Raw genomic sequence first — 23,443 nt, forward strand, 5'->3', positions numbered from 1 at the left:
AACTTTTGAAGGTTTTAAAACAAGAATTTTAGCAAAAATAACAGCATTAACATTGGTTCAGTATATCAATAAATTCATATTTGACAGACCAATAAACAATATTAAAAATCAAACAATTTAATTACACCCAACGGGTTAAAGATATTATTTTTTTTTGATATGATAACAATTTTTGGTTTATAAAAAAATAACTATATTTGCACCGTTATTTACCATTCAAAATTAAATAATGAGGGAAGCAATGCTTCCCTCTTTTTATACAACTATGGCATTTAGAGATAAAATTTTGGAGTTACTGGAAGAAGGATTAAAAGAAAAACCTTCTTTGTTTTTGGTGGATTTAACAGTTACCGAAACATTAAAAGTGATAGTGACTTTAGATGGCGATAACGGTGTTAATTTGCAGGACTGTATAGATATCAGTCGGGTCATTGACAGTAATTTAGATCGTGAAGAACAGGATTATGCATTGGAAGTAGCTTCGGCAGGAGTTTCTACACCATTAAAACTGGTCAGACAATATCGGAAGAATATTGGACGAACATTGAAAGTAAAAACAGCTACCGAAACGATAGAAGCAAAGCTGGAAAATGTTACTGATGATAATATCACATTGACATGGACAGCAAGAGAACCAAAGAAAATTGGAAAAGGAAAAGAAACGGTTGAGCACAAACGTGAAGTTCCTTATTCAGATATAAAAGAAGCAATTGTTACAATAATATTTAATTAAATTTAGGCATGGAGAATATTGCATTAATCGATTCGTTTTCAGAGTTTAAAGACGATAAACTTATTGATCGGGTAACGCTTATGGCGATTTTGGAAGATGTATTTAGAAATGCATTGAAAAAGAAATACGGTTCTGATGATAATTTTGATATTATTATCAATCCTGATAAAGGCGATATGGAAATATGGAGAAGAAGAATCGTTGTTGCCGACGAAGATTTAGATCTTGAAAATGAAGAAATTACCTTAACAGAAGCAAGAAAAATTGAAGCCGATTTCGAGATTGGTGAAGAAGTTTCAGAAGAGGTGAAACTTATCGATCTTGGAAGAAGAGCTATCCTTGCTTTACGTCAAAACTTGATTTCTAAAATTCACGAACACGACAATACCAACCTGTACAAACAATTCAAGGATTTAATTGGCGAAATTTACACAGCGGAAGTGCACCATGTTCGTCCAAGAGTTGTAATTCTAATTGATGACGAAGGAAACGAAATTGTTTTACCAAAAGAAAAACAAATTCCATCCGACTTTTTTCGTAAAGGAGATAACGTTCGTGGCATCATCGAAAGCGTCGAATTGAAAGGGAATAAACCGCAAATTGTCATGTCGAGAACAGCAGATAAATTTCTGGAAAAATTATTCGAACAAGAAATTCCGGAAGTTTTTGACGGTTTGATTATGATTAAAAATGTGGTCAGAATTCCAGGTGAAAAAGCAAAAGTAGCGGTCGATTCTTATGATGACCGAATTGATCCTGTTGGTGCGTGTGTTGGTATGAAAGGTTCAAGAATCCACGGAATTGTTCGTGAGCTTGGAAACGAAAACATTGACGTAATCAACTATACTTCCAATTTGCAGCTTTATATTACTAGGGCGTTAAGTCCTGCAAAAGTATCTTCAGTTAAAATCGATGAAGAGAAAAAAAGAGCAGAAGTTTTCCTTAAATTAGAAGAAGTTTCAAAAGCAATCGGGCGTGGTGGACACAACATTAAATTGGCCGGACTTTTAACAGGTTACGAATTAGACGTAATAAGAGAAGGTGCTGCAATTGAAGAAGATGATGTTGAATTAACAGAGTTCTCAGACGAAATTGATGGTTGGGTAATCGACGAATTTGCAAAAATAGGATTGGATACTGCAAGAAGTATCTTGAATCAGGATGTTGCTGATTTAGTGAGAAGAACCGATTTAGAAGAAGAAACCATTTTGGAAGTAATAAGAATATTGAAAGAAGAGTTCCAGGACTAATCTTTCACACAAAATAGATAACATTAATAAGATTTTATGTCTGAAGGAAATATTAGAATTAATAAAGTTTTAAGGGAATTGAATATTTCTTTGGAAAGAGCTGTGGATTATCTTAAGGATAATGGCATTGTCATTGAGGCAAGCCCAAACACAAAAGTTTCCGATGATGTATATTCTATTCTTTGCGGACAATTTGCCGGTGACAAAGGGAATAAAGAAGCTTCGAAAGGAGTCAGTGAAGAAATAAGAAAAGAAAAAGAAGCACTTCGGGTTGAAAGAGAAAAAGAAATCGAAGGCAAACGCAAGCTTGAAGAAGACCGTCAGCAACAACAAGAGTTGATCAAAGCGAAAGCAACGGTAATTGCACCAAAACAAGTTGGGAAAATAGACTTGGAACCAAAAGCAACAGCTGCTCCGGTTCAAGCAATAAAACCAGTTCAAGAGCCAAAGCCAGTTGTTGACTCGAGCGTCAGCGAACAGGCGAAGCAAAAGAAAGAAGTTAGTGCTAAAAAAGAAGAGGCACCAACGGCTGCTCCAAAAGAAGAAAAAGTTGCAGCGCCAGTTGCTGAAGAGCCAATTGACGAAACGCATACAACACAATATCAAAATCTTACCGGACCAATACACACCGGGCAAACAATAGATTTAGCGCAATTTAATAAACCCAAAAAGAAAAAAGAGGAGTTTAAAAAAGACGCTGCTAAACCGGCAACTCCGGCAACTGGACAAACTGCTCAACAAGCTGCGAATGCTAATGCCAATGCCAATGCCAACAAAAATAAAAGAAAGCGAATTCCCGGCAAACCGGAACCAGGGAAACCTGTTGTTGGAGGCGGAGGCGGAGGAAATGCTTTTGGACCTAACAAACCTGGTGCTGCAAAACCTGGCGGTGGCGGTTTCCAAAAAGGAAATCGTCCTGCTATAGTTCAAAAAGTGGAGCCAACGGAAGAAGAAGTTAAAAATCAGATCAAAGAAACGTTAGAACGTCTTCAAGGAAAAGGAAACAAATCCAAAGCGGCAAAATACAGAAGAGATAAGCGTGATACGCACCGTCAACGAAGTGAAGATGAAATGCAGGCTCTTGAAGAAGGAAGCAAAACAATCAAGGTAACAGAATTTGTTACTGTTGGTGAAGTAGCTACGATGATGGATGTGCCTATTACAAAAGTAATCGGGACCTGTATGTCACTTGGAATCATGGTAACAATGAACCAAAGATTGGACGCCGAAACATTATCAATAGTTGCTGATGAGTTTGGTTTTGAAGTAGAATTTATTACATCTGATATTGAAGATTCGATTGAAGTTGTTGCAGATAAAGAAGAAGATTTAGTATCCCGCGCACCAATTGTAACCGTAATGGGTCACGTTGACCACGGTAAAACTTCGTTGCTGGATTATATACGAAATGAAAATGTAATTGCCGGAGAATCAGGTGGAATTACACAGCACATTGGTGCTTACGCCGTAATGCTTGAAGGTGGACAAAAAATCACTTTCCTTGATACACCAGGTCACGAAGCGTTTACCGCGATGCGTGCCCGTGGAGCGCAGGTTACCGATATTGCTATCATTGTGGTTGCTGCGGATGATGACATCATGCCACAAACCAAAGAAGCTATTAGCCACGCGCAAGCAGCTAATGTCCCGATGATATTTGCGATTAATAAAATTGATAAACAAGGCGCTAATCCTGAAAAGATTAAGGAGAAATTAGCCGCTATGAATTTATTGGTAGAAGATTGGGGTGGGAAATACCAATCGCATGATATCTCTGCCAAAAAAGGAACAGGCGTAAAAGAATTATTGGAAAAAGTGTTGCTTGAAGCTGAAATATTAGACTTAAAAGCAAATCCAAATAAACCTGCTGTAGGAACTGTTGTGGAAGCACAGTTAGACAAAGGAAGAGGCTATGTATCAACAATATTGGTACAATCAGGAACTTTGAAAGTAGGAGATTATGTATTGGCAGGAAAAAATCACGGAAAAGTGAAAGCCATGCACGATGAAAGAGGTCACAATGTAATGTCGGCCGGACCGTCAACACCAATCTCCATTTTAGGTTTGGATGGTGCGTCAACAGCTGGAGACAAATTCAACGTTTTTGAGGACGAAAGAGAAGCAAAACAAATCGCAACTAAACGTTTACAATTGATGCGTGAGCAATCCGTTAGGACACAACGTCATATTACCTTGGCGGAAATTGGTCGTCGTATTGCGTTGGGTCAGTTTAAGGAGTTAAATATTATCCTTAAAGGAGACGTTGATGGTTCTGTAGAAGCACTTTCGAGTGAGTTTTCTAAATTGTCTACGGATGAAATCCAAATCAATATTATCCACAAAGGGGTCGGAGCAATTACCGAAACTGACGTAATGTTGGCTTCTGCATCGGATGCGATTATCATTGGATTTAATGTGCGTCCGGCTGGAAATGCCCGTCAGATAGCGCAAAAAGAAGAAATCGACATCAGAAGTTATTCTATTATTTATGACGCAATCAACGATTTGAAAGACGCGATGGAAGGTATGCTTTCCCCTGAAATGAAGGAAGAAGTTACCGGTACTGCAGAAATCAGAGAGATTTTCAAAGTATCTAAAGTGGGAACTATCGCGGGTTGTATGGTTACCGATGGTAAAATCTTCAGGAATTCCAAAATCAGGATTATTCGTGAAGGTGTAGTTATTTTCACTGGTGAATTATCCACACTGAAACGTTTTAAAGACGACGTAAAAGATGTTGCAAAAGGATACGATTGTGGTATGCAGATTAAGAATTACAACGAGATTGAACAACTTGACATAATCGAAGCTTTCCAGGAAGTGGAAGTGAAGAAAAAGATGAAATAAATACAAACAAAAAAGTCCCGAATCATTCGGGACTTTTTTATTTATTCGGCTTTATCAAAAATGCATTTGGATACTTCTTTTTTAAATCGCTGAGGTTTTTTTCGGCCTCAATCCGGGTTTTGAAATTGCCGACCCAAACTTTGTATAATGGCGTACTGAAAACAATAGTGGCATCAATATTTTTATTTTCTCTTTTAAAATCAAGCAACGTTTTTTTGGAAGTTTCAGTATCACCGTTAAAAATCTGAATTTTATAGCGGTCATTTATCGTAATGGAACTGTTTATTTTACGTTTTTCATTTAAAAGTTGCTCAAACTTTGGATCTTGCGTTACACTTACTTTAGCCTCCTGACTATAGCTTTTTTGCGACAGAAATACCACAGTCAGCGTGGTGAAAATAAATTTTATTCTTTTTAAAAACTGCATAATTGTTTGATTTTTATACAAATGTAAAACATATAGAATTAAACAAAAGAGAAAACACTATTTAGAATTAATATAAATTGAATTTAAGATATATTTAAGGTTTTGAGAATAAGTCTTAAGTCGTATTTTTGTCCAAGTTTTTAAATAAAGTGTTAAAATTTTACTGAGCGTTACTCAGAAAAAATCATGCCAACATCAGCCGATAATTACTATATTATATGAAAAAAGTGGGTAACCATAATTCGATTTCAAGGAAGATAATCTACAGTTTAGCTTTAATGCTAACTTTCTCCTTCACTTCATTTTCACAAGCAACTCCGCAAGCAGCAGCAACTCCAGCAACTGCTACAGCTACAGCAGCACCAACCGCAACCGCTGGAGGTGACGCAGCAGCAGGAAAAGCATTGTTTAACACTAATTGTGCAGCTTGTCACAACCTCGACAGAAAAATGACAGGTCCGGCTCTTAGAGGTGTTACAGGGCGTCATGCCAAAGACTGGTTTTATGGTTGGATTGCCAACAGTTCTGCTTTGATAAAATCAGGTGATGCTGATGCGGTTAAATTATTTGCTGAAAACAACAAGTCAGTAATGACAGCGTTTCCTCAATTATCTAAACAGGATGTTGATAATATCTTAGCGTATACAAGCGAGCCAAAACCAGAGCCTATAAAACCGCCAGGTGTAGTTCCTGGGACCGGAGGAAGTGACAGTGGAATTTCAAACAATGTTATCCTTGGGGCTCTCTGTTTAGTGCTGTTGATGTTGGTAATCATGTTGTTCTTTGTTAACAATGTATTGACCAAAGTAGCCAAAGCAAACGGTATTGAAGTTGCCGAAAAAGAAAAAGGTTTGCCAATTTGGAGAGCTTTTGCAAAAAATCAGTTTCTAGTGTTAGTTTCTTGTATAATCTTATTATTAGCTAGCGGATTCTTTGTGTATGGTTACTTGATGCAAATAGGTGTTGATCAGGATTACCAGCCAATCCAGCCGATTCATTATTCTCACAGAATTCATGCCGGAAGCAACGGAATCAATTGTAAATATTGCCACTCTTCTGCAAGGGTAAGTAAAAATGCAGGAATTCCTTCTCTGAATGTTTGTATGAATTGCCACAAAAATATTGCTGAGGTATCTGATACAACAGCTACTTCTGAGTATTCAAAAGCATTTTACGACGGGGAAATTAAAAAATTATATGCAGCTGTTGGTTGGGATGGATCAAAATATACCGGAAAAACAAATCCGGTAAAATGGGTTCGTATTCACAACTTACCTGACTTTGCTTATTTCAATCACTCACAACACGTAACCGTTGCCGGAATTGAATGTCAAAAATGTCACGGTCCGGTGGAGACATACGAAATCCAAAAACAATTTGCTCCATTAACAATGGGTTGGTGTATCAAATGCCACCGCGAAACCGATGTGAAAATGGAAGGCAATGCCTATTACACAAAAATTCACGAAGAACTTTCCAAAAGATATGGCGTTGACAAATTGACGGCGGCCCAAATGGGAGGAATTGAATGTGGTAAGTGCCACTATTAATAAAATAATTTAAGAAGCTAATATTTATATACGATGTCATCGAACAAAAAATACTGGAAAAGTGTTGAGGAACTAAACGAAAACAGTTCTATTGTTGAGGCGCTTAGAAATAATGAATTTGTAGAGGAAATTCCAACAGACGAATTTCTATCTGACAAAGAAGCATTATCTTCTTCTTCAACTACTCGTCGTGATTTCTTGAAATACGTTGGATTTACAACAGCAGCTGCAACATTAGCTGCCTGCGAAGGCCCGGTACACAAATCAATTCCTTACGTTTTACAACCGGAACAAGTTATTCCAGGTGTTGCAGATTATTATGCAACTTCTATGTTTGATGGTTTCGATTTCGCTAACTTATTAGTAAAAACCCGTGAAGGGCGTCCAATAAAAATAGAAAACAACACTATTGCTGGTGCAAAATTCGCTGCCAATGCAAGAGTTCACGCTTCGGTATTGTCATTATATGATAGTATGCGTTTGAAAATAACGAAAGTGGCTCAAAAAAACGCTACCTGGCAGGAAGCAGATTTAAAAATTAAAGCAAGTTTAGCGGATGCAAAAACTAAAGGCGGACAAGTTGTTTTATTGACAAATACTTTAGCAAGTCCATCAACCGAAAAGTTAATAGCTGAATTTATCGCAAAAAACCCAACTGCAAAACACGTGACTTATGACGCTGTTTCTGAGTCTGCTGCTCTTGATGCATTCGAAGCTGCTTACGGAGAACGAGCTTTGGTTGATTATGATTTCTCAAAAGCGAATACAATTGTTTCTATCGGTGCTGACTTTTTAGGAGATTGGCAAGGTGGAAGTTTTGATTCTGGATACGCAAAAGGAAGAGTTCCACAAGCGGGAAAAATGTCAAAACACTATCAGTTTGAAGCTAACATGACTTTGTCTGGAGCTGCTGCTGATAAGCGTGTTCCAATGACAATTGCTAATCAAAAACAAGCTTTAGTTAAAATATACAATGTAATTACAGGTTCTGCAATATCAACCGGAAAAGTGGCTAACGAAGAGGTAGTTACCAAAGCAGCGCAACAGTTAAAAGCTGAAGGGACAAAAGGACTTTTAGTTTCAGGAATTCAGGATAAAAATGCACAATTATTAGTTTTAGCTATTAATTCAGCTTTGGCTAGTGAAGCATTTTCAACTATCGGAACACGTCAAATCAGAAAAGGTTCAAACGAAAAAGTAGCTCAATTAATTGCTGATATGAATGCAGGAAGTGTTCATACTTTGATTATGAGTGGCGTAAATCCAGTTTATACTTTAGCCGACAGCGCTAAATTTGTAAGCGGATTGAAAAAAGTAAAATTATCTGCTGCATTTTCTATAAGAGAAGATGAAACAGCTTCAATCACAAATATTGCAGTTCCGGCACCTCATTATTTAGAGACTTGGAATGATTTAATGTTGACCAAAGGGACTTATTCTTTGACCCAACCAACAATCCGTCCATTATTCAGCTCTAAACAATTCCAGGAAGGATTACTATCATGGAATGAAAACAGCGCGGATTACTATGATTATATAAAAGCGAATGCTGCTTCTTATACAAATGGCGCTTCATGGAACCAAACGGTTCACGATGGTGTTGCTGTTGGAACTCCAGCCGGTGCATCGGCAAGTTCAGGAGATTATGCTGCTGCGGCTAACACTTTGGCACAATCAAAAACAGCAAACGGATTTGAATTGGTATTGTATACCAAAACAGGTTTAGGTGATGGTCAACAAGCTAACAATCCATGGTTGCAAGAGTTCCCAGATCCAATTACAAGAGTTGCCTGGGATAACTATGTTACTATTTCTAAAGCTGATGCGGATTCAAAAGAATTAGGTTTTGAAAACAGAATAGTAGCTAACGGTGGTCTTAACGGAAGTTATGCAACCTTAACTGTTAATGGAATAAAACTGGAGAATGTTCCGGTTATAATTCAACCAGGACAAGCAAAAGGAACTCTAGGTTTGGCTTTGGGGTATGGCAAAAAAGTAGGATTAAAAGAAGAAATGCAAGTTGGTCTTAATGCTTATGCATTCTATGCTAATTTTAATAATGTACAATCAGTTACTATCGCTAAAGCAAGCGGAGAACATGAGTTTTCGTGTGTTCAGTCACAAAAAACCTTGATGGGTAGAGGCGATATTATCAAAGAAACAAATTTGACTATTTTCAATACTAAAGATGCTAAAGAATGGAATACTGTTCCTATGGTTTCTTTGGATCACAAAGAAGTAGAAGCAACTAAAGTTGATTTATGGGATTCATTTGACCGTTCAGTTGGTCACCATTTTAATCTTTCGATAGATTTGAATGCTTGTACCGGTTGTGGTGCTTGTGTAATTGCTTGCCATGCTGAAAACAACGTTCCGGTTGTTGGTAAAGCAGAAATCAGAAGAAGTCGTGATATGCACTGGTTGCGTATTGACAGATATTATTCATCAGAAGATACTTTTGCTGAAGACAACGAGAAAAAAGAAAATTTTGAAGGTTTATTTGGTAAAAAAGGCTCATTAGGTGGATTTGGAGAAATGGAAAATCCGGCTGATAATCCACAAATATCTTTCCAACCTGTAATGTGTCAACATTGTAATCATGCACCTTGTGAAACTGTTTGTCCTGTGGCAGCAACTTCGCATGGTCGTCAGGGCCAAAACCAAATGGCTTATAACAGATGTGTTGGTACTCGTTACTGCGCAAACAACTGTCCGTATAAAGTGCGTCGTTTTAACTGGTTCTTGTATAATAATAATGACGAGTTTGATTTCCATATGAATAATGATTTAGGACGTATGGTTCTTAATCCGGATGTAAACGTTCGTTCACGTGGAGTTATGGAAAAATGTTCTATGTGTATTCAAAAAACACAGTTGACAATCTTAACAGCAAAACGCGAAGGAAGAGAAGTAAACGTTGACGAATTCCAAACGGCTTGTTCGGCAGCCTGTTCAACTGGCGCTATTGTCTTTGGAGATGTTAACAATAAAGAAGATCAGGTTACAAAACTATCCGAAGATAAAAGAATGTATCACTTATTAGAAAGTGTTGGTACAAAGCCAAATGTGTTTTATCACGTTAAAGTTAGAAATACGTAGTATAAAAAATATTAATTAAGAAATAAAGGAATATGTCGTCTCATTACGAAGCACCCATTAGAAAACCATTAGTTATAGGTGAAAAATCATATCACGATATAACTGTAGATATAGCTGCTCCAATTGAAGGAAGAGCTAACAAACAGTGGTGGACTGTATTTACTATTGCATTAATAGCTTTCCTTTGGGGAATCAGCTGTATCATTTATACCATTTCAACAGGTATCGGAACATGGGGATTAAATAAAACAGTTGGTTGGGCTTGGGATATTACTAACTTCGTGTGGTGGGTAGGTATTGGTCACGCCGGTACACTTATTTCTGCCGTGTTATTATTATTCCGTCAGCGATGGAGAATGGCGATTAACCGTTCTGCAGAAGCGATGACTATCTTTTCTGTAATCCAAGCGGCAATATTTCCGGTTATTCACATGGGTCGTCCATGGTTAGCATATTGGGTATTACCAATTCCAAATCAATTCGGTTCACTATGGGTAAATTTTAACTCGCCGTTGCTTTGGGACGTATTTGCAATCTCAACCTATCTTTCTGTATCATTGGTTTTCTGGTGGACAGGATTACTGCCGGATTTTGCAATGCTTAGAGACAGAGCCGTAACCCCTTTTGCAAAAAAGATATATTCAATATTAAGTTTTGGATGGAGTGGAAGAGCAAAAGACTGGCAACGTTTTGAAGAAGTATCTTTGGTACTTGCAGGTTTAGCAACACCACTTGTGCTTTCGGTTCATACCATTGTAAGTATGGACTTTGCTACGTCGATTGTACCAGGTTGGCATACTACGATTTTCCCGCCTTACTTCGTTGCCGGTGCGGTATTTTCAGGATTTGCAATGGTAAACACCCTGCTTATCATTATGAGAAAGGTATCTAATCTTGAAGATTATATCACAATTCAACATATCGAATTAATGAATATTGTAATAATGATTACGGGTTCTATAGTAGGTGTTGCTTATATTACTGAGTTATTTATCGCTTGGTATTCCGGTGTTGAATTTGAACAATATGCATTCTTAAACAGAGCAACCGGACCTTACTGGTGGGCATACTGGTCGATGATGACATGTAATGTTTTCTCTCCACAGTTTATGTGGTTCAAAAAATTAAGAACAAGTATTATGTTCTCTTTCATTATCTCAATTGTGGTAAATATCGGTATGTGGTTTGAGCGTTTCGTAATTATCGTAACCTCATTGCACAGGGATTATCTTCCATCATCATGGACGATGTTTCAACCAACGTTTGTAGATATTGGGATTTTTATTGGAACAATAGGTTTCTTCTTTGTATTATTCCTTTTATATGCCAGAACTTTCCCAGTGATTGCACAAGCAGAGGTTAAAACAATCCTGAAATCTTCGGGAGAGAATTACAAGAGACAAAGAGAATTAGGAGGTCATAACCATTCAGATAAACATTAATAATTGCTATGAGTAGTAATAAAGTTATACACGCAATATACAATGATGATGATGTATTGATGGACGCAGTTCACAAAACAAGAGCCGCTCATCATCATATTGAAGAAGTTTTTACGCCGTTCCCGGTTCATGGTTTGGATAAAGCTATGGGAATTGCTCCAACACGATTAGCTATTTGTGCTTTCATTTATGGATGTATTGGTTTGACAGTAGCTACGACAATGATGAATTATATCATGATTCAGGATTGGCCGCAAGATATTGGAGGTAAACCAAGTTTTGCCTACTATCAAAATATGCCGGCATTTGTGCCAATTATGTTTGAGATGACGGTGTTCTTTGCAGCGCATTTAATGGTTATTACTTTTTATATGAGAAGTAGATTATGGCCATTCAAACAAGCTGAAAATCCTGATGTCAGAACAACTGACGACCATTTTTTAATGGAAGTTTCTGTAAAAGATAATGAAGAAGAATTGGTAAAATTTTTCAAAAGCACAGGCGCAGTAGAAGTTAAAGTAGTTGAAATTGATAAGCATTAATATAGATATGAAAAGTTTACTTAAAATAGCATTTGTATTAGGTATCGTTGTTTCCTTTTCGTCTTGTAAAGATAATTTGAAACCGAACTACCAATATATGCCAAACATGTACGAATCGGTAGCTTACGAAACCTATTCACAATCGGACGCTTTCAATTCGCCAACAGGTTTAAAAGGTAAAGAAGGTCAGCTTCCACCAAACGGTTCAATCAAAAGAGGATTCGTACCTTATGAAATTCCGAATACGACCGAAGGATATAACTTCTCTAAAACAATTACAAAATCACCACTAGATTCTACAGCGGTTGATATGAAAAAATCGGAAGAATTATTCGTGATCTATTGTGCCATTTGTCATGGAACAGCCGGTGATGGACAAGGAAAATTGGTAAAACAACAAAAATTCCTGGGAGTACCAAATTACAAAGACAGACAAATTTCTGTAGGTAGTATTTTCCATGTTCAAACGTATGGATTAAATTCAATGGGTTCTTACGCAAACCAATTGACGCAACAAGAGCGTTGGATGATTGCAGGGTATGTTTTGGAACTTAAAAGCAAATTATAATTGTAAAACAAACTGATTGTTATAGATATGTATACCTTTTCAAGTAAATTAAAAACTTTTTCTTTCATCTTAATGCTTCTAGGAGCTTTGGGTATTGGTATTGGTTTTATGTCGGCCCCAAAAACAATTCAAGATGTCGAGACTATCCTGAAAACTGAAGAAGCACATCACGAAGGTGGACACGAAGCTGTAGCAGCTCATGAAGAAGTAAAATCATCAACTGAAGTTAAAGCAGAACACGAAGAGCATGTAGAACATGTTTTTCACCAATTACAAAATAAACCGTGGGCAGCATTATATGTTGCATGTATCTTCTTCCTGTTAATAACAATGGGAGTTTTAGCATTTTATGGTATTCAACAAGTGGCACAGGCAGGCTGGTCTCCGGTATTGTTCAGGGTAATGCAGGGAATTACAGCTTATTTACCGGTAATATCGGTTATTTTCTTTGTAATCTTATTGTTATCAGGATTCCATGTTAACCATTTGTTCGTATGGATGAAAGAAGGCGTTGCTGACCCAAATAGCCCAAATTACGACGAGATAATTGCAGGTAAATCAGGCTATTTAAATTTCGCTTTTTGGATTTCAAGAGCGGCAATTTTCCTATTAGGCTGGAATTTGTACCGCTATTTATCACGAAAAAATTGTTTGGCTCAGGACGAAGCTAACGATGATGTTTTTTACAAAAAGAACTTTAAAATGTCAGCGGCATTTCTTGTTTTCTTTATCGTTTCGGAGTCTATAATGTCCTGGGACTGGATTATGTCAATTGATCCACATTGGTTCAGTACACTTTTCGGATGGTATGTTTTTGCAAGTTTTGTTGTGAGTGGTGTTACCGTAATTCAATTGGTGACAATTTATCTGAAATCTAAAGGATATTTGGAAAATGTAAACTCTAGCCATATACACGATTTATCGAAATTTATGTTTGGATTCAGTGTTTTCTGGACTTACTTATGGTTTTCACAATTTATGTTGATTTGGTATGCCAATATTCCTGAAGAAGTTACCTATTTCAAAACAAGGATAGAACTATACAACCTACCGTTTTTTGGTGCGTTCTTCATGAATTTTGTTTTCCCGATTTTACTTTTAGTAAATACCGATTTCAAACGTATTTATTGGATAGTTGTGATGGGAGGTATCGTAATTTTGACCGGACATTATATTGATTTCTTCAATATGATTATGCCGGGAACAGTTGGTGACAGATGGTTTATCGGAATTCCAGAAATATCAGCACTATTGTTTTTCTTTGGATTATTCATTTTTGTTGTGTTCAATGCTTTAACAAAAGTGCCGTTACTTCCAAAACGAAATCCTTTCATTGAAGAAAGTAAACATTTTCATTATTAATATTTAAAGTAAATTACAAATGACAACTCTTTTGGTACTTATAGTTGTAGTTTTATTGGCAGTTGCCTTGTGGCAGTTAACTAAGATATTCGACTTAACACAAGTCGGGGCTAACGTTAACAACACGCAGGTTGCAAATGATAATGATAATAAAGTTAACGGTTACTTGATGTTTGGGTTTCTTGTTTTCATTTACCTGACAACAATCTGGTGTCTTGTGTATTACGGAAAGTTCCCTTTAATTGGAGATTCAGCTTCGCAACACGGACCACAACTTGATAATTTGATGGTTATTACGATGGTTCTTATATTCATTGTTCAAACTATTACACAAGCCTTATTGCACTACTTTGCTTTTAAATACAGAGGAAGACAAGGGCAACAAGCTCTTTATTTTGCCGATAGCAATAAATTAGAATTTATTTGGAGTGTTATACCGGCTATTGTATTGGCAGTATTAATTCTTTACGGATTATATGCCTGGACAAATATTATGTTTGTGGATGAAAAAGATAATAAGGATGCGATTGTAATTGAGTTGTACGCACAACAATTTAAATGGGAAGCAAGATATTCCGGTGCAGATGATGTATTAGGAAAAGCAAACGTAAGATATATTGAAGGCGTAAATAATCTGGGAGTTGATTTATCAGATCCAAATGCACAGGATGACTTTACTTCTTCGGAATTACATATTCCAAAAGGGACAAGGATTATCTTCAAAATGAGATCGCAAGACGTATTGCACTCAGCGTATATGCCACATTTTAGAGCACAAATGAACTGTGTTCCCGGAATGGTAACTAATTTTTCATTCATACCAACAGTTACTACTGCTGAAATGAGAGAAAACGCAGATATGGTTGAAAAGGTTGCTAACATCAACAATATCAGAGCTAAGAAAAGCCTTGATTTAGTTGCCAAAGGAGAACCTGCACTTGATCCTTACACATTTGATTATTTATTATTGTGTAATAAAATTTGTGGTGCTTCACATTACAACATGCAAATGAAAGTAGTGGTTGACACGCCGGAAGAATACAGAGCCTGGCTAAAAGAAAATGCACCAAAAACAATTGTGCTTGCCGTAAAAGCTGCAGCTGCAGAAGCAAAAGCATCGGAAGCCGGAGAAACAAAGTCAAAAGATTCAACTAATGCAACAAGCAAAGACACCACTGTCGTTGCTCAGGCGGAAATGAAATAAATAAAATTTAAAGTTTACCTAATATGTCAGCAGAAGCTCACAATCACGATCACGGTCACGACGAACACGAACACCACCATAAAGACACGTTCATTACTAAATATATTTTTAGTATTGATCACAAGATGATTGCCAAACAATATTTGATTACGGGAATCATTATGGGTATTGTCGGTGTTGGAATGTCAATGCTTTTCAGAATGCAGATAGCCTGGCCTGAACAATCATTTAAGATTTTTAGTTTTTTCCTTGGTGAAAGAATGGCTCCGGGCGGAGTTATGACTAACGAAACTTATTTGTCATTAGTAACCATACACGGTACCATCATGGTATTCTTTGTATTGACTGCTGCGCTAAGTGGTACATTCAGTAACTTATTGATTCCACTCCAAATTGGAGCAAGGGATATGGCCTCCGGAGTGTTGAACATGATTTCCTATTGGTTGTTTTTCATTTCAAGTGTTGTAATGATATCTTCTTTATTTGTTGAATCGGGACCTGCGAGTGCCGGCTGGACAATATATCCGCCATTAAGTGCTTTACCACAGGCTATTTCAGGCTCCGGCACGGGAATGACTTTATGGTTGGTTTCAATGGCTATTTTCATCGCCGCTTCCTTATTGGGATCTTTGAATTATATCGTTACTGTAATCAATTTGAGAACAAAAGGAATGTCAATGACAAGATTGCCACTAACAATTTGGGCTTTCTTTATTACAGCCATCATCGGAGTAATCTCTTTTCCTGTATTGCTTTCAGCAGCTTTGATGTTGATTATGGATAGAAGTTTCGGAACTTCATTCTTCTTATCTGATATCTATATTGCTGGTGAAGTTTTACATTATCAGGGTGGTTCTCCGGTATTATTCGAGCACTTATTCTGGTTCTTGGGTCACCCGGAAGTATATATCGTATTATTACCTGCATTAGGAATCACATCTGAAGTTCTTGCAACCAATTCCCGTAAACCAATCTTTGGTTACCGAGCAATGATTATGTCAATTATAGCAATTGCATTCTTATCAACCATCGTTTGGGGTCACCATATGTTTATCTCGGGAATGAATCCATTCCTAGGTTCTGTATTTACCTTTACGACCTTATTGATTGCTATTCCATCTGCTGTAAAAGCGTTCAACTACATCACAACTTTATGGAAAGGTAACCTGCAGTTAAATCCTGCGATGTTATTCTCAATCGGATTGGTTTCCACTTTCATCACTGGAGGTTTGACCGGAATTATCCTTGGAGACAGTACATTGGATATTAACGTTCACGATACCTATTTCGTAGTAGCCCACTTCCACTTGGTAATGGGTATCTCAGCTCTTTACGGAATGTTTGCCGGAATTTATCATTGGTTCCCAAAAATGTTCGGAAGAATGTTGAACAAAAATTTAGGTTATGTCCACTTTTGGGTAACGGCAACTTGTGCTTATGGAGTTTTCTTCCCGATGCACTTTATCGGAATGGCTGGTTTACCAAGAAGATATTATACTAATACAAACTTCCCATTATTTGATGATTTGCAGAATGTGAATGTAATCATTACTTGTTTTGCTTTAGTGGGTGGAGCTTTTCAATTGGTGTTTTTATACAACTTCTTTAGTAGCATTTTCTACGGTAAGAAAACAGTTCAAAACCCATGGAGATCAAATACGTTGGAATGGACTGCTCCAATAAAACATATCCACGGAAACTGGGAAGGTGAGATCCCTCACGTACACAGATGGCCATACGATTACAGCAAACCTGGACATGATGAAGATTTTGTTCCTCAACATATTCCGATGAAAGAGGGGGAAGAACAGTTACATCATTAATTCAATAATATAAAATATAAAAATGCCTTTCCTTCCGAAGGGCATTTTTATTTGCACCCAACTTTGTTATATATTTGTAAAATGAACGAGAATCTTGATCCAACCAATTCCAATTTTAACCCTGAAGAACTTGACCTCGAAAAAAAGTTAAGACCTTTGTCTTTTGATGATTTTACCGGCCAGGAACAAGTGTTGGATAATCTAAAAGTATTCGTTGAAGCCGCTAATCAGCGAAGTGAAGCGCTTGATCATACCTTGTTTCATGGTCCGCCGGGATTGGGAAAAACTACTTTGGCCAATATCTTGGCTAATGAATTGGGAGTTGGAATTAAAATTACTTCCGGACCGGTTTTAGACAAGCCGGGAGATTTAGCTGGATTACTTACCAACCTTGAAGAAAGAGATGTTTTGTTTATTGATGAAATTCATCGGTTAAGTCCGGTTGTTGAAGAATATTTATATTCCGCCATGGAAGATTTTAAGATTGATATCATGATTGAATCCGGGCCAAATGCCAGAACAGTCCAAATCAATTTAAATCCGTTTACACTTGTAGGAGCAACAACACGCTCCGGATTATTGACAGCGCCAATGCGTGCCCGTTTCGGAATACAGAGCCGGTTACAATATTATAATACAGAACTTCTAACCACCATAGTGCAGCGTAGTTCCAGCATTTTAAAGATGCCCATAACTATGGAGGCCGCAATTGAAATTGCCGGAAGAAGCCGTGGAACGCCTCGTATAGCTAATGCACTTTTACGTCGGGTTCGTGATTTTGCCCAGATCAAAGGCAACGGCAAAATCGATATCGAAATTGCGAAATATGCGTTGAAAGCTTTACACGTTGATACACATGGGTTGGATGAAATGGACAATAAAATCTTAACAACTATAATCGACAAATTCAAAGGCGGACCAGTTGGCATATCAACTTTAGCGACCGCAGTTTCCGAAAGCGGAGAAACAATTGAAGAAGTCTACGAACCATTCTTAATTCAGGAAGGTTTTATAATCCGAACCCCAAGAGGAAGAGAAGTTACTGAGAAAGCCTATAAACATTTAGGGAAAATCAAAACCAATATTCAGGGCGGATTGTTTTAGGGCGTTCCCGCTGAAAAAGCGGGCGGGCTTTCCGCTCCAATCTTTTTACTGTGGCTTGCGAAAGCAATCCACAATAAAAAGGATTTATGCTTCAATCCCTAACGCAACTACCGGATTTTTTAAATTACAAAACAATGTCAGGCAATAAGAAATACAATTATCCAAAACAACTTTCGATATTCAGGTTCTTATTAAAGGCAGAAAGCATCCGTAAAAATCCAATTCCGTTTCACAAAAAATACTTCGACAAATTTGGAGATACATTTTCCTTGAAAATTGGTAAAACGAAACATGTTATTCTCTCAAGAGACAATGAAGTCGCGGAATATATCCTGCAAAAAAATCAGAAGAATTATCAAAAATCAGAACTGCAGACCAAATTCATATCCAAGTATTTGGGTAAAGGTTTATTGACAGCTAATGGCGATTTTTGGTTAAAACAACGTCGGTTAATTCAACCCGCTTTTCATAAGCAAAAAATGAATCAGTTGGTTCAGAATATGAATCAGACAATCATTGCCGAACTACAAAATCTGCCTGAAGATAAATTGGTTGCACTATTTCCAATCATGAACCAATTGGCTTTTAATGTGGTAGCAAAATCGCTTTTCCATATTTTGATAGAAGAGGAAATGAGTCGACTGAAAATCATTATAAATGATGTCCAAAACTTTCTTATCAAGGAAATACGTTTGCCCTATAAGGCATTTTGGTTTAAGATAAGTGGTCAGATAAAAAAGCACCAAAAATTAGCATTAGAAACAGATACCATAATCCAGAAAATTGTGGAAGAACGTATCAATTCAAATGCAAAGCACAATGATTTACTCGACATGCTTCTTGAAACAAGATACGAGGACATAGGCGAAGCCATGCCAACCCAACAATTGATAGACGAAATAAAGATTCTCTTTATCGCAGGTCACGAAACTTCCGCAAATGCAATGACTTTTACGCTGCATCTTTTAGGGAATCATCCCGAAATTCAACAAAAAGTTTTTGAGGAATTAATCGCTATCCAATCCCAAACAAATGATGTTGTTGAACAGCTTCAGGAAATGACCTATACCAATGCCGTCATAAATGAATCGATGCGGTTGTATCCCCCGGCGTGGATTACGGACCGGGAAAATATCGAAGACGATACGCTTTTAGGATTTCACATAAAAGAGAAAACACTTATTGGAGTTTCATTCTATGAATTGCACAGAAATCCGAAATATTGGAAAAATCCTTCCGACTTCAATCCGGAAAGATTTCTTGGCGAACAAAAAAAAGAATCAAACAAGTATTTTTATCCTTTTGGAGTCGGTCCAAGAATGTGCATCGGCCTTGGTTTTGCGATGTATGAAATGAGCCTGACGCTTTCTTATATTATCAAAAAGTACAAAGTCACTTCATCTAAAAAAGACATTGATATAAATCCATTGATTACCTTAAAACCTGTTGGAGCAGTAGTAACTTTCTCAAAAAGATGACATCAGATTCTAACAAAGCGAACTATTCCCAACTCATAAAAGCCGAAGCCAAACGCTTGGGCTTTCTGTCGTGCGGAATTTCAAAAGCTGGTTTTCTGGAAGAAGAAGCTCCGCGATTGGAACATTGGTTAAACCAAAATCATCAAGGCGAAATGAAGTACATGGAAAATCATTTCGACAAGCGGCTGAATCCAACTTTGTTGGTTGATGATGCAAAAAGCGTGATTTCATTATTACTGAATTATTATCCTTCAGAATCACAGAATCCGAACAGCTACAAGATCTCAAAATATGCCTATGGACAGGATTATCATTTTGTCATTAAGGAAAAATTAAAGGAATTACTTCATACAATTCAAACCCAAATCGGCGAAGTTTCGGGAAGAGCCTTTGTCGATTCGGCACCCGTGTTAGACAAAGCATGGGCGGCAAAATCGGGTTTGGGCTGGATTGGGAAAAACAGCAATTTGCTAACGCAGCAAGTAGGCTCATTTTATTTTATTGCAGAATTGATTATCGACTTAGATTTGGAATATGATTATGCCACAACCGACCATTGCGGCACTTGCACAGCTTGTATTGATGCCTGTCCAACGGAAGCGATTGTCGCGCCATATGTTGTTGACGGAAGCAAATGCATTTCTTATTTTACCATCGAACTCAAAGAGAATATTCCACAGGAAATGAAAGGAAAAATGGACGATTGGATGTTTGGCTGCGACATTTGCCAGGATGTCTGCCCATGGAATCGTTTTTCGAAATCGCATAACGAACCGCTTTTTAATCCAAACCCCGAAATGCTTTCGATGACTAAAAAAGACTGGGAAGAAATAACCGAAGAGATTTTTAAAACCGTATTTAAAAACTCCGCTGTAAAAAGAACAAAGTTCGATGGATTACAGCGAAACATTCAGTTTCTAAAATAAATTCTTTACAAAAGAAACTCCTAAAAATTTCCTTTTTACATTCAGTCTTCTACCTTTGTAGTCATCAAAATAATGACCATGCACAAAGACAGCAAAAGAAGAGAGGCACTTTTATACCACGCAAAACCAACACCGGGGAAAATCAAAGTGGTGCCCACCAAAAAATATGCAACGCAACGAGATTTGTCACTGGCCTATTCTCCGGGTGTTGCCGAGCCTTGTTTGGAAATTGCCAAAGATGTAAATAATGTTTATAAATATACTTCCAAAGGAAATTTAGTAGCCGTAATCAGTAATGGAACAGCGGTGTTAGGACTTGGTGACATTGGTCCCGAAGCTTCAAAACCCGTGATGGAAGGAAAAGCGCTGCTCTTCAAAATCTTTGCAGACATTGATGTTTTTGATATTGAAGTGAGGACAAAAGATGTTGATGCTTTTATAGAAACGGTGAAAAACATTGCACCAACATTTGGAGGAATAAACCTGGAAGACATTAAGGCACCGGAATCTTTTGAAATCGAAAGGCGTTTGGTAGAAGAACTGAATATTCCGGTTATGCACGACGACCAGCACGGAACCGCTATTATCTCTGCAGCAGCTTTGTTGAATGCAGTTGAATTAGCTGAAAAGAAAATGGGAGAAGTGAAAATGGTTATATCAGGTGCAGGTTCTGCCGCAATTGCGTGTGCTAATTTATATGTTTCTTTTGGCGTAAAACCGGAAAACATTGTCATGTTTAACAGCAAAGGCGTGCTTAGAAAAGAGGATCCAAAAATTTCAGAGGAGCAAAGAAAATATGCAACCGATAAAGACTTTCCATCCTTACTTGAAGCGATGACAGGAATAGATGTTTTTGTTGGTTTATCTACTGGCGATATCGTAACGCCCGAAATGTTGTTGGTGATGGCGAAAAACCCAATTGTTTTCGCGATGGCAAATCCAAATCCGGAAATCAATTATGATTTGGCTATAAAAACCAGAAGAGACATTATCATGGCGACCGGTCGTTCTGACCATCCTAACCAGGTGAACAATGTACTTGGTTTTCCGTATATTTTCCGTGGTGCGTTAGATGTCCGAGCAACCAAAATTAATGAAGAAATGAAAAAAGCGGCGGTTATCGCTTTAGCAGAATTAGCCAAAGAATCGGTTCCGGAACAAGTAAATATTGCTTACGGAGAAACCAAATTAAATTTTGGTAAGGATTATATTATTCCGAAACCATTTGACCCAAGATTAATAGCAAGAATTCCATTAGCCGTAGCAAAAGCTGCTATAGAATCCGGAGTTTCGCTCCAGCCAATTACCGATTGGGAGAAATATGAAGAAGAATTATTGGAGCGTTTAGGTTCGGATAACAAAATGGTTCGGTTGCTGACCAATCGTGCGAAGACGGAACCTAAACGAGTGGTTTTTGCCGAAGCAGATCATTTAGATGTGTTGAAAGCAGCTCAAATAGCGTATGAAGAAGGCATTGCCCTTCCGATACTTTTAGGAAATAAAGATTTGATTCTTGAACTCAAGGAGGAATTAGGATTTGATGCCGAAGTACCTATCATCGACCCAAAAACTAAAGAAGAAGACAAACGAAGACTGAAATACGGCGAATTATACTGGAAATCCAGACAGCGCCGTGGCATTTCACTGCTTGATGCTCAAAAGTGGATGAGAGAACGCAACTATTTTGCCGCAATGATGGTCAATGAAGGTGATGCCGATGCCATGGTTTCAGGATATTCCCGAAGTTATCCTTCTACAGTAAAACCCTTGATGCAACTGATTGGTAAAGCGCCTGGCATTACGCTAATTGCTACCACAAATATGATGATGACAAATCGGGGTCCGATGTTCTTATCGGACACTGCAATTAATCCAAATCCAACAGCAGATGAATTGGCTAAAATAGCATTGATGACGGCGAAAACGGTTAGAATGTTTGGAATGCAGCCGGTAATTGCCATGGTTTCTTTTTCCAATTTTGGTTCTTCAGCCCATGAAAGCGCAAGCAAAGTGAGGGAAGCAGTTGCTTATCTTCATAAATATTATCCTGACTTAGTTGTAGACGGAGAAATTCAGTCTGATTTTGCTTTAAACGCTGAGATGCTAAAGGCTAAATTTCCTTTTTCAAAATTGGCAGGAAAGAAAGTGAACACCTTGATTTTCCCCAATTTAGAATCGGCAAACATTACCTATAAACTTTTGAAGGAATTAGATAAAGTTGATTCAATCGGACCAATAATGTTAGGAATGGAGAAAGCAGTGCATGTCTTCCAACTTGGCGCAAGCGTAGAGGAAATGGTAAATATGGTAGCCGTTGCCGTGGTTGATGCACAAGAAAAAGACAAAAGAAAAAAGATGTCTGCCAAATAGTTTTTGTATTATTGTAGAGATATTGCAAAGACATTCCTTCAATTGGAGAATTTTGCTATATTTGGAATTAGATTTTAGTAAAAAATGATTTCACACATTCAAGGAAAATTAATTGAAAAAACGCCTACTGAAGTCGTAATTGACTGCAATGGTGTGGGTTATCATATTAATATTTCGTTGCATACTTTTTCCTTACTCCCCAATGCCGATTTTATTAAGTTGTTTACATTTCTCCAAATTAAGGAAGACGCACATTCTTTGTTTGGTTTTGTGGAAAAATCAGAGCGGGAATTATTTAAATTGCTATTATCTGTATCCGGAATTGGAGCCAGCATTGCAAGAACAATGTTGTCATCATTAGATCCAAAACAAATAATTCATGCCATTGCAAGCGCAGACGTTATTACCATTCAATCCATAAAAGGAATTGGGAGTAAAACTGCCCAGCGTGTCATCCTGGATTTAAAGGAAAAAGTGTTAAAAATCTATGATTTAAGCGAAATTTCTATGTCCCAACACAATATTAGTAGAGAAGAATCGTTATCTGCTTTAGAGGTTTTAGGTTATGTTAGAAAGAACGCTGAAAAAGTGGTGGATAAAATAATCAAGGAAAATCCGGAAGCCGGAGTTGAAACAATAATAAAACAAGCGTTAAAAAATTTATAATTCTTGGAAACAATATACTTTACAAAATCATTATTGAACGTTAAAAAATTGA

17 protein-coding genes and 1 pseudogene are annotated in these 23,443 nt (G+C 37.4%); 17 read left to right on the top strand and 1 reads right to left on the bottom strand.

Features of this window, described 5'->3' with window-relative positions:
* The 4 genes and pseudogenes from Q0Q99_RS09375 to infB form a co-directional block, all read left to right on the top strand.
* A pseudogene (locus Q0Q99_RS09375) lies at window positions 1-121 on the top strand (IS982 family transposase); the annotation flags it as partial.
* Between the two features lie 144 nt (window positions 122-265).
* The gene (gene rimP, locus Q0Q99_RS09380; protein WP_293894886.1) at window positions 266-733 is read left to right on the top strand and encodes a ribosome assembly cofactor RimP; all 468 of its coding nucleotides are present in this window, start codon (window positions 266-268) and stop codon (window positions 731-733) included.
* Between the two features lie 8 nt (window positions 734-741).
* The gene (nusA, locus tag Q0Q99_RS09385) at window positions 742-1,983 is read left to right on the top strand and encodes a transcription termination factor NusA (RefSeq protein ID WP_293894784.1); all 1,242 of its coding nucleotides are present in this window, start codon (window positions 742-744) and stop codon (window positions 1,981-1,983) included.
* Window positions 1,984-2,019: 36 nt separating this feature from the next.
* Entirely contained in the window at window positions 2,020-4,830 is a 2,811-nt protein-coding gene (gene infB, locus Q0Q99_RS09390) for a translation initiation factor IF-2 (RefSeq protein WP_293894787.1), read from the top strand.
* Window positions 4,831-4,867: 37 nt separating this feature from the next.
* Here the strand turns inward: infB and Q0Q99_RS09395 are convergent, their stop codons facing one another.
* Window positions 4,868-5,257 carry an SPOR domain-containing protein gene (locus Q0Q99_RS09395; RefSeq protein ID WP_293894790.1) on the bottom strand — a complete coding sequence of 130 codons (390 nt, stop codon included), beginning with the start codon at window positions 5,255-5,257 and terminating at the stop codon, window positions 4,868-4,870.
* Window positions 5,258-5,475: 218 nt separating this feature from the next.
* Here Q0Q99_RS09395 and Q0Q99_RS09400 point away from each other — a divergent pair, with 218 nt between their 5' ends.
* The 13 genes from Q0Q99_RS09400 to ruvA all read left to right on the top strand — a co-directional run bounded on the left by Q0Q99_RS09400 (window position 5,476) and on the right by ruvA (window position 23,391).
* Window positions 5,476-6,807 (top strand): c-type cytochrome, encoded by a 1,332-nt coding sequence (locus Q0Q99_RS09400; RefSeq protein ID WP_293894793.1) that lies wholly within the window; start codon window positions 5,476-5,478, stop codon window positions 6,805-6,807.
* Window positions 6,808-6,840: 33 nt separating this feature from the next.
* Window positions 6,841-9,906 carry a TAT-variant-translocated molybdopterin oxidoreductase gene (locus Q0Q99_RS09405; RefSeq protein ID WP_293894796.1) on the top strand — a complete coding sequence of 1,022 codons (3,066 nt, stop codon included), beginning with the start codon at window positions 6,841-6,843 and terminating at the stop codon, window positions 9,904-9,906.
* A gap of 32 nt (window positions 9,907-9,938) precedes the next feature.
* On the top strand, window positions 9,939-11,348 hold the full coding sequence (nrfD, locus tag Q0Q99_RS09410; protein WP_293894799.1) for an NrfD/PsrC family molybdoenzyme membrane anchor subunit: 1,410 nt from the start codon (window positions 9,939-9,941) through the stop codon (window positions 11,346-11,348).
* Window positions 11,349-11,356: 8 nt separating this feature from the next.
* Complete coding sequence (locus Q0Q99_RS09415) at window positions 11,357-11,890, top strand: DUF3341 domain-containing protein (RefSeq protein ID WP_293894802.1); 534 nt, start codon at window positions 11,357-11,359, stop codon at window positions 11,888-11,890.
* 7 nt (window positions 11,891-11,897) lie between these two features.
* A complete protein-coding gene (locus tag Q0Q99_RS09420) occupies window positions 11,898-12,458 on the top strand; it encodes a cytochrome c (RefSeq protein WP_293894805.1) in 561 nt (186 codons plus the stop codon).
* Between the two features lie 27 nt (window positions 12,459-12,485).
* Window positions 12,486-13,820, top strand: coding sequence for a quinol:cytochrome C oxidoreductase (locus tag Q0Q99_RS09425; protein WP_293894808.1), 1,335 nt, complete (start codon window positions 12,486-12,488; stop codon window positions 13,818-13,820).
* Between the two features lie 19 nt (window positions 13,821-13,839).
* A complete protein-coding gene (locus Q0Q99_RS09430; protein WP_293894810.1) occupies window positions 13,840-15,024 on the top strand; it encodes a cytochrome c oxidase subunit II in 1,185 nt (394 codons plus the stop codon).
* A gap of 23 nt (window positions 15,025-15,047) precedes the next feature.
* Window positions 15,048-16,847: a cbb3-type cytochrome c oxidase subunit I gene (locus Q0Q99_RS09435; protein ID WP_293894813.1), complete on the top strand. Its 1,800-nt coding sequence runs from the start codon at window positions 15,048-15,050 to the stop codon at window positions 16,845-16,847.
* Between the two features lie 81 nt (window positions 16,848-16,928).
* The gene (gene ruvB / locus Q0Q99_RS09440; RefSeq protein WP_293894816.1) at window positions 16,929-17,951 is read left to right on the top strand and encodes a Holliday junction branch migration DNA helicase RuvB; all 1,023 of its coding nucleotides are present in this window, start codon (window positions 16,929-16,931) and stop codon (window positions 17,949-17,951) included.
* 134 nt (window positions 17,952-18,085) lie between these two features.
* Window positions 18,086-19,429 carry a cytochrome P450 gene (locus Q0Q99_RS09445; protein WP_293894819.1) on the top strand — a complete coding sequence of 448 codons (1,344 nt, stop codon included), beginning with the start codon at window positions 18,086-18,088 and terminating at the stop codon, window positions 19,427-19,429.
* Window positions 19,426-20,355: a tRNA epoxyqueuosine(34) reductase QueG gene (queG, locus tag Q0Q99_RS09450; protein ID WP_293894822.1), complete on the top strand. Its 930-nt coding sequence runs from the start codon at window positions 19,426-19,428 to the stop codon at window positions 20,353-20,355. Before Q0Q99_RS09445 ends, queG begins: the two co-directional genes overlap by 4 nt.
* Before the next feature lie 78 nt (window positions 20,356-20,433).
* On the top strand, window positions 20,434-22,725 hold the full coding sequence (locus tag Q0Q99_RS09455) for an NADP-dependent malic enzyme (RefSeq protein ID WP_293894825.1): 2,292 nt from the start codon (window positions 20,434-20,436) through the stop codon (window positions 22,723-22,725).
* Between the two features lie 84 nt (window positions 22,726-22,809).
* Window positions 22,810-23,391: a Holliday junction branch migration protein RuvA gene (gene ruvA, locus Q0Q99_RS09460; RefSeq protein ID WP_293894828.1), complete on the top strand. Its 582-nt coding sequence runs from the start codon at window positions 22,810-22,812 to the stop codon at window positions 23,389-23,391.
* Window positions 23,392-23,443: the final 52 nt, after the last annotated feature.

The sequence above is a fragment of the Flavobacterium sp. genome (assembly GCF_025352425.1).
Taxonomy (GTDB): Bacteria; Bacteroidota; Bacteroidia; order Flavobacteriales; family Flavobacteriaceae; genus Flavobacterium.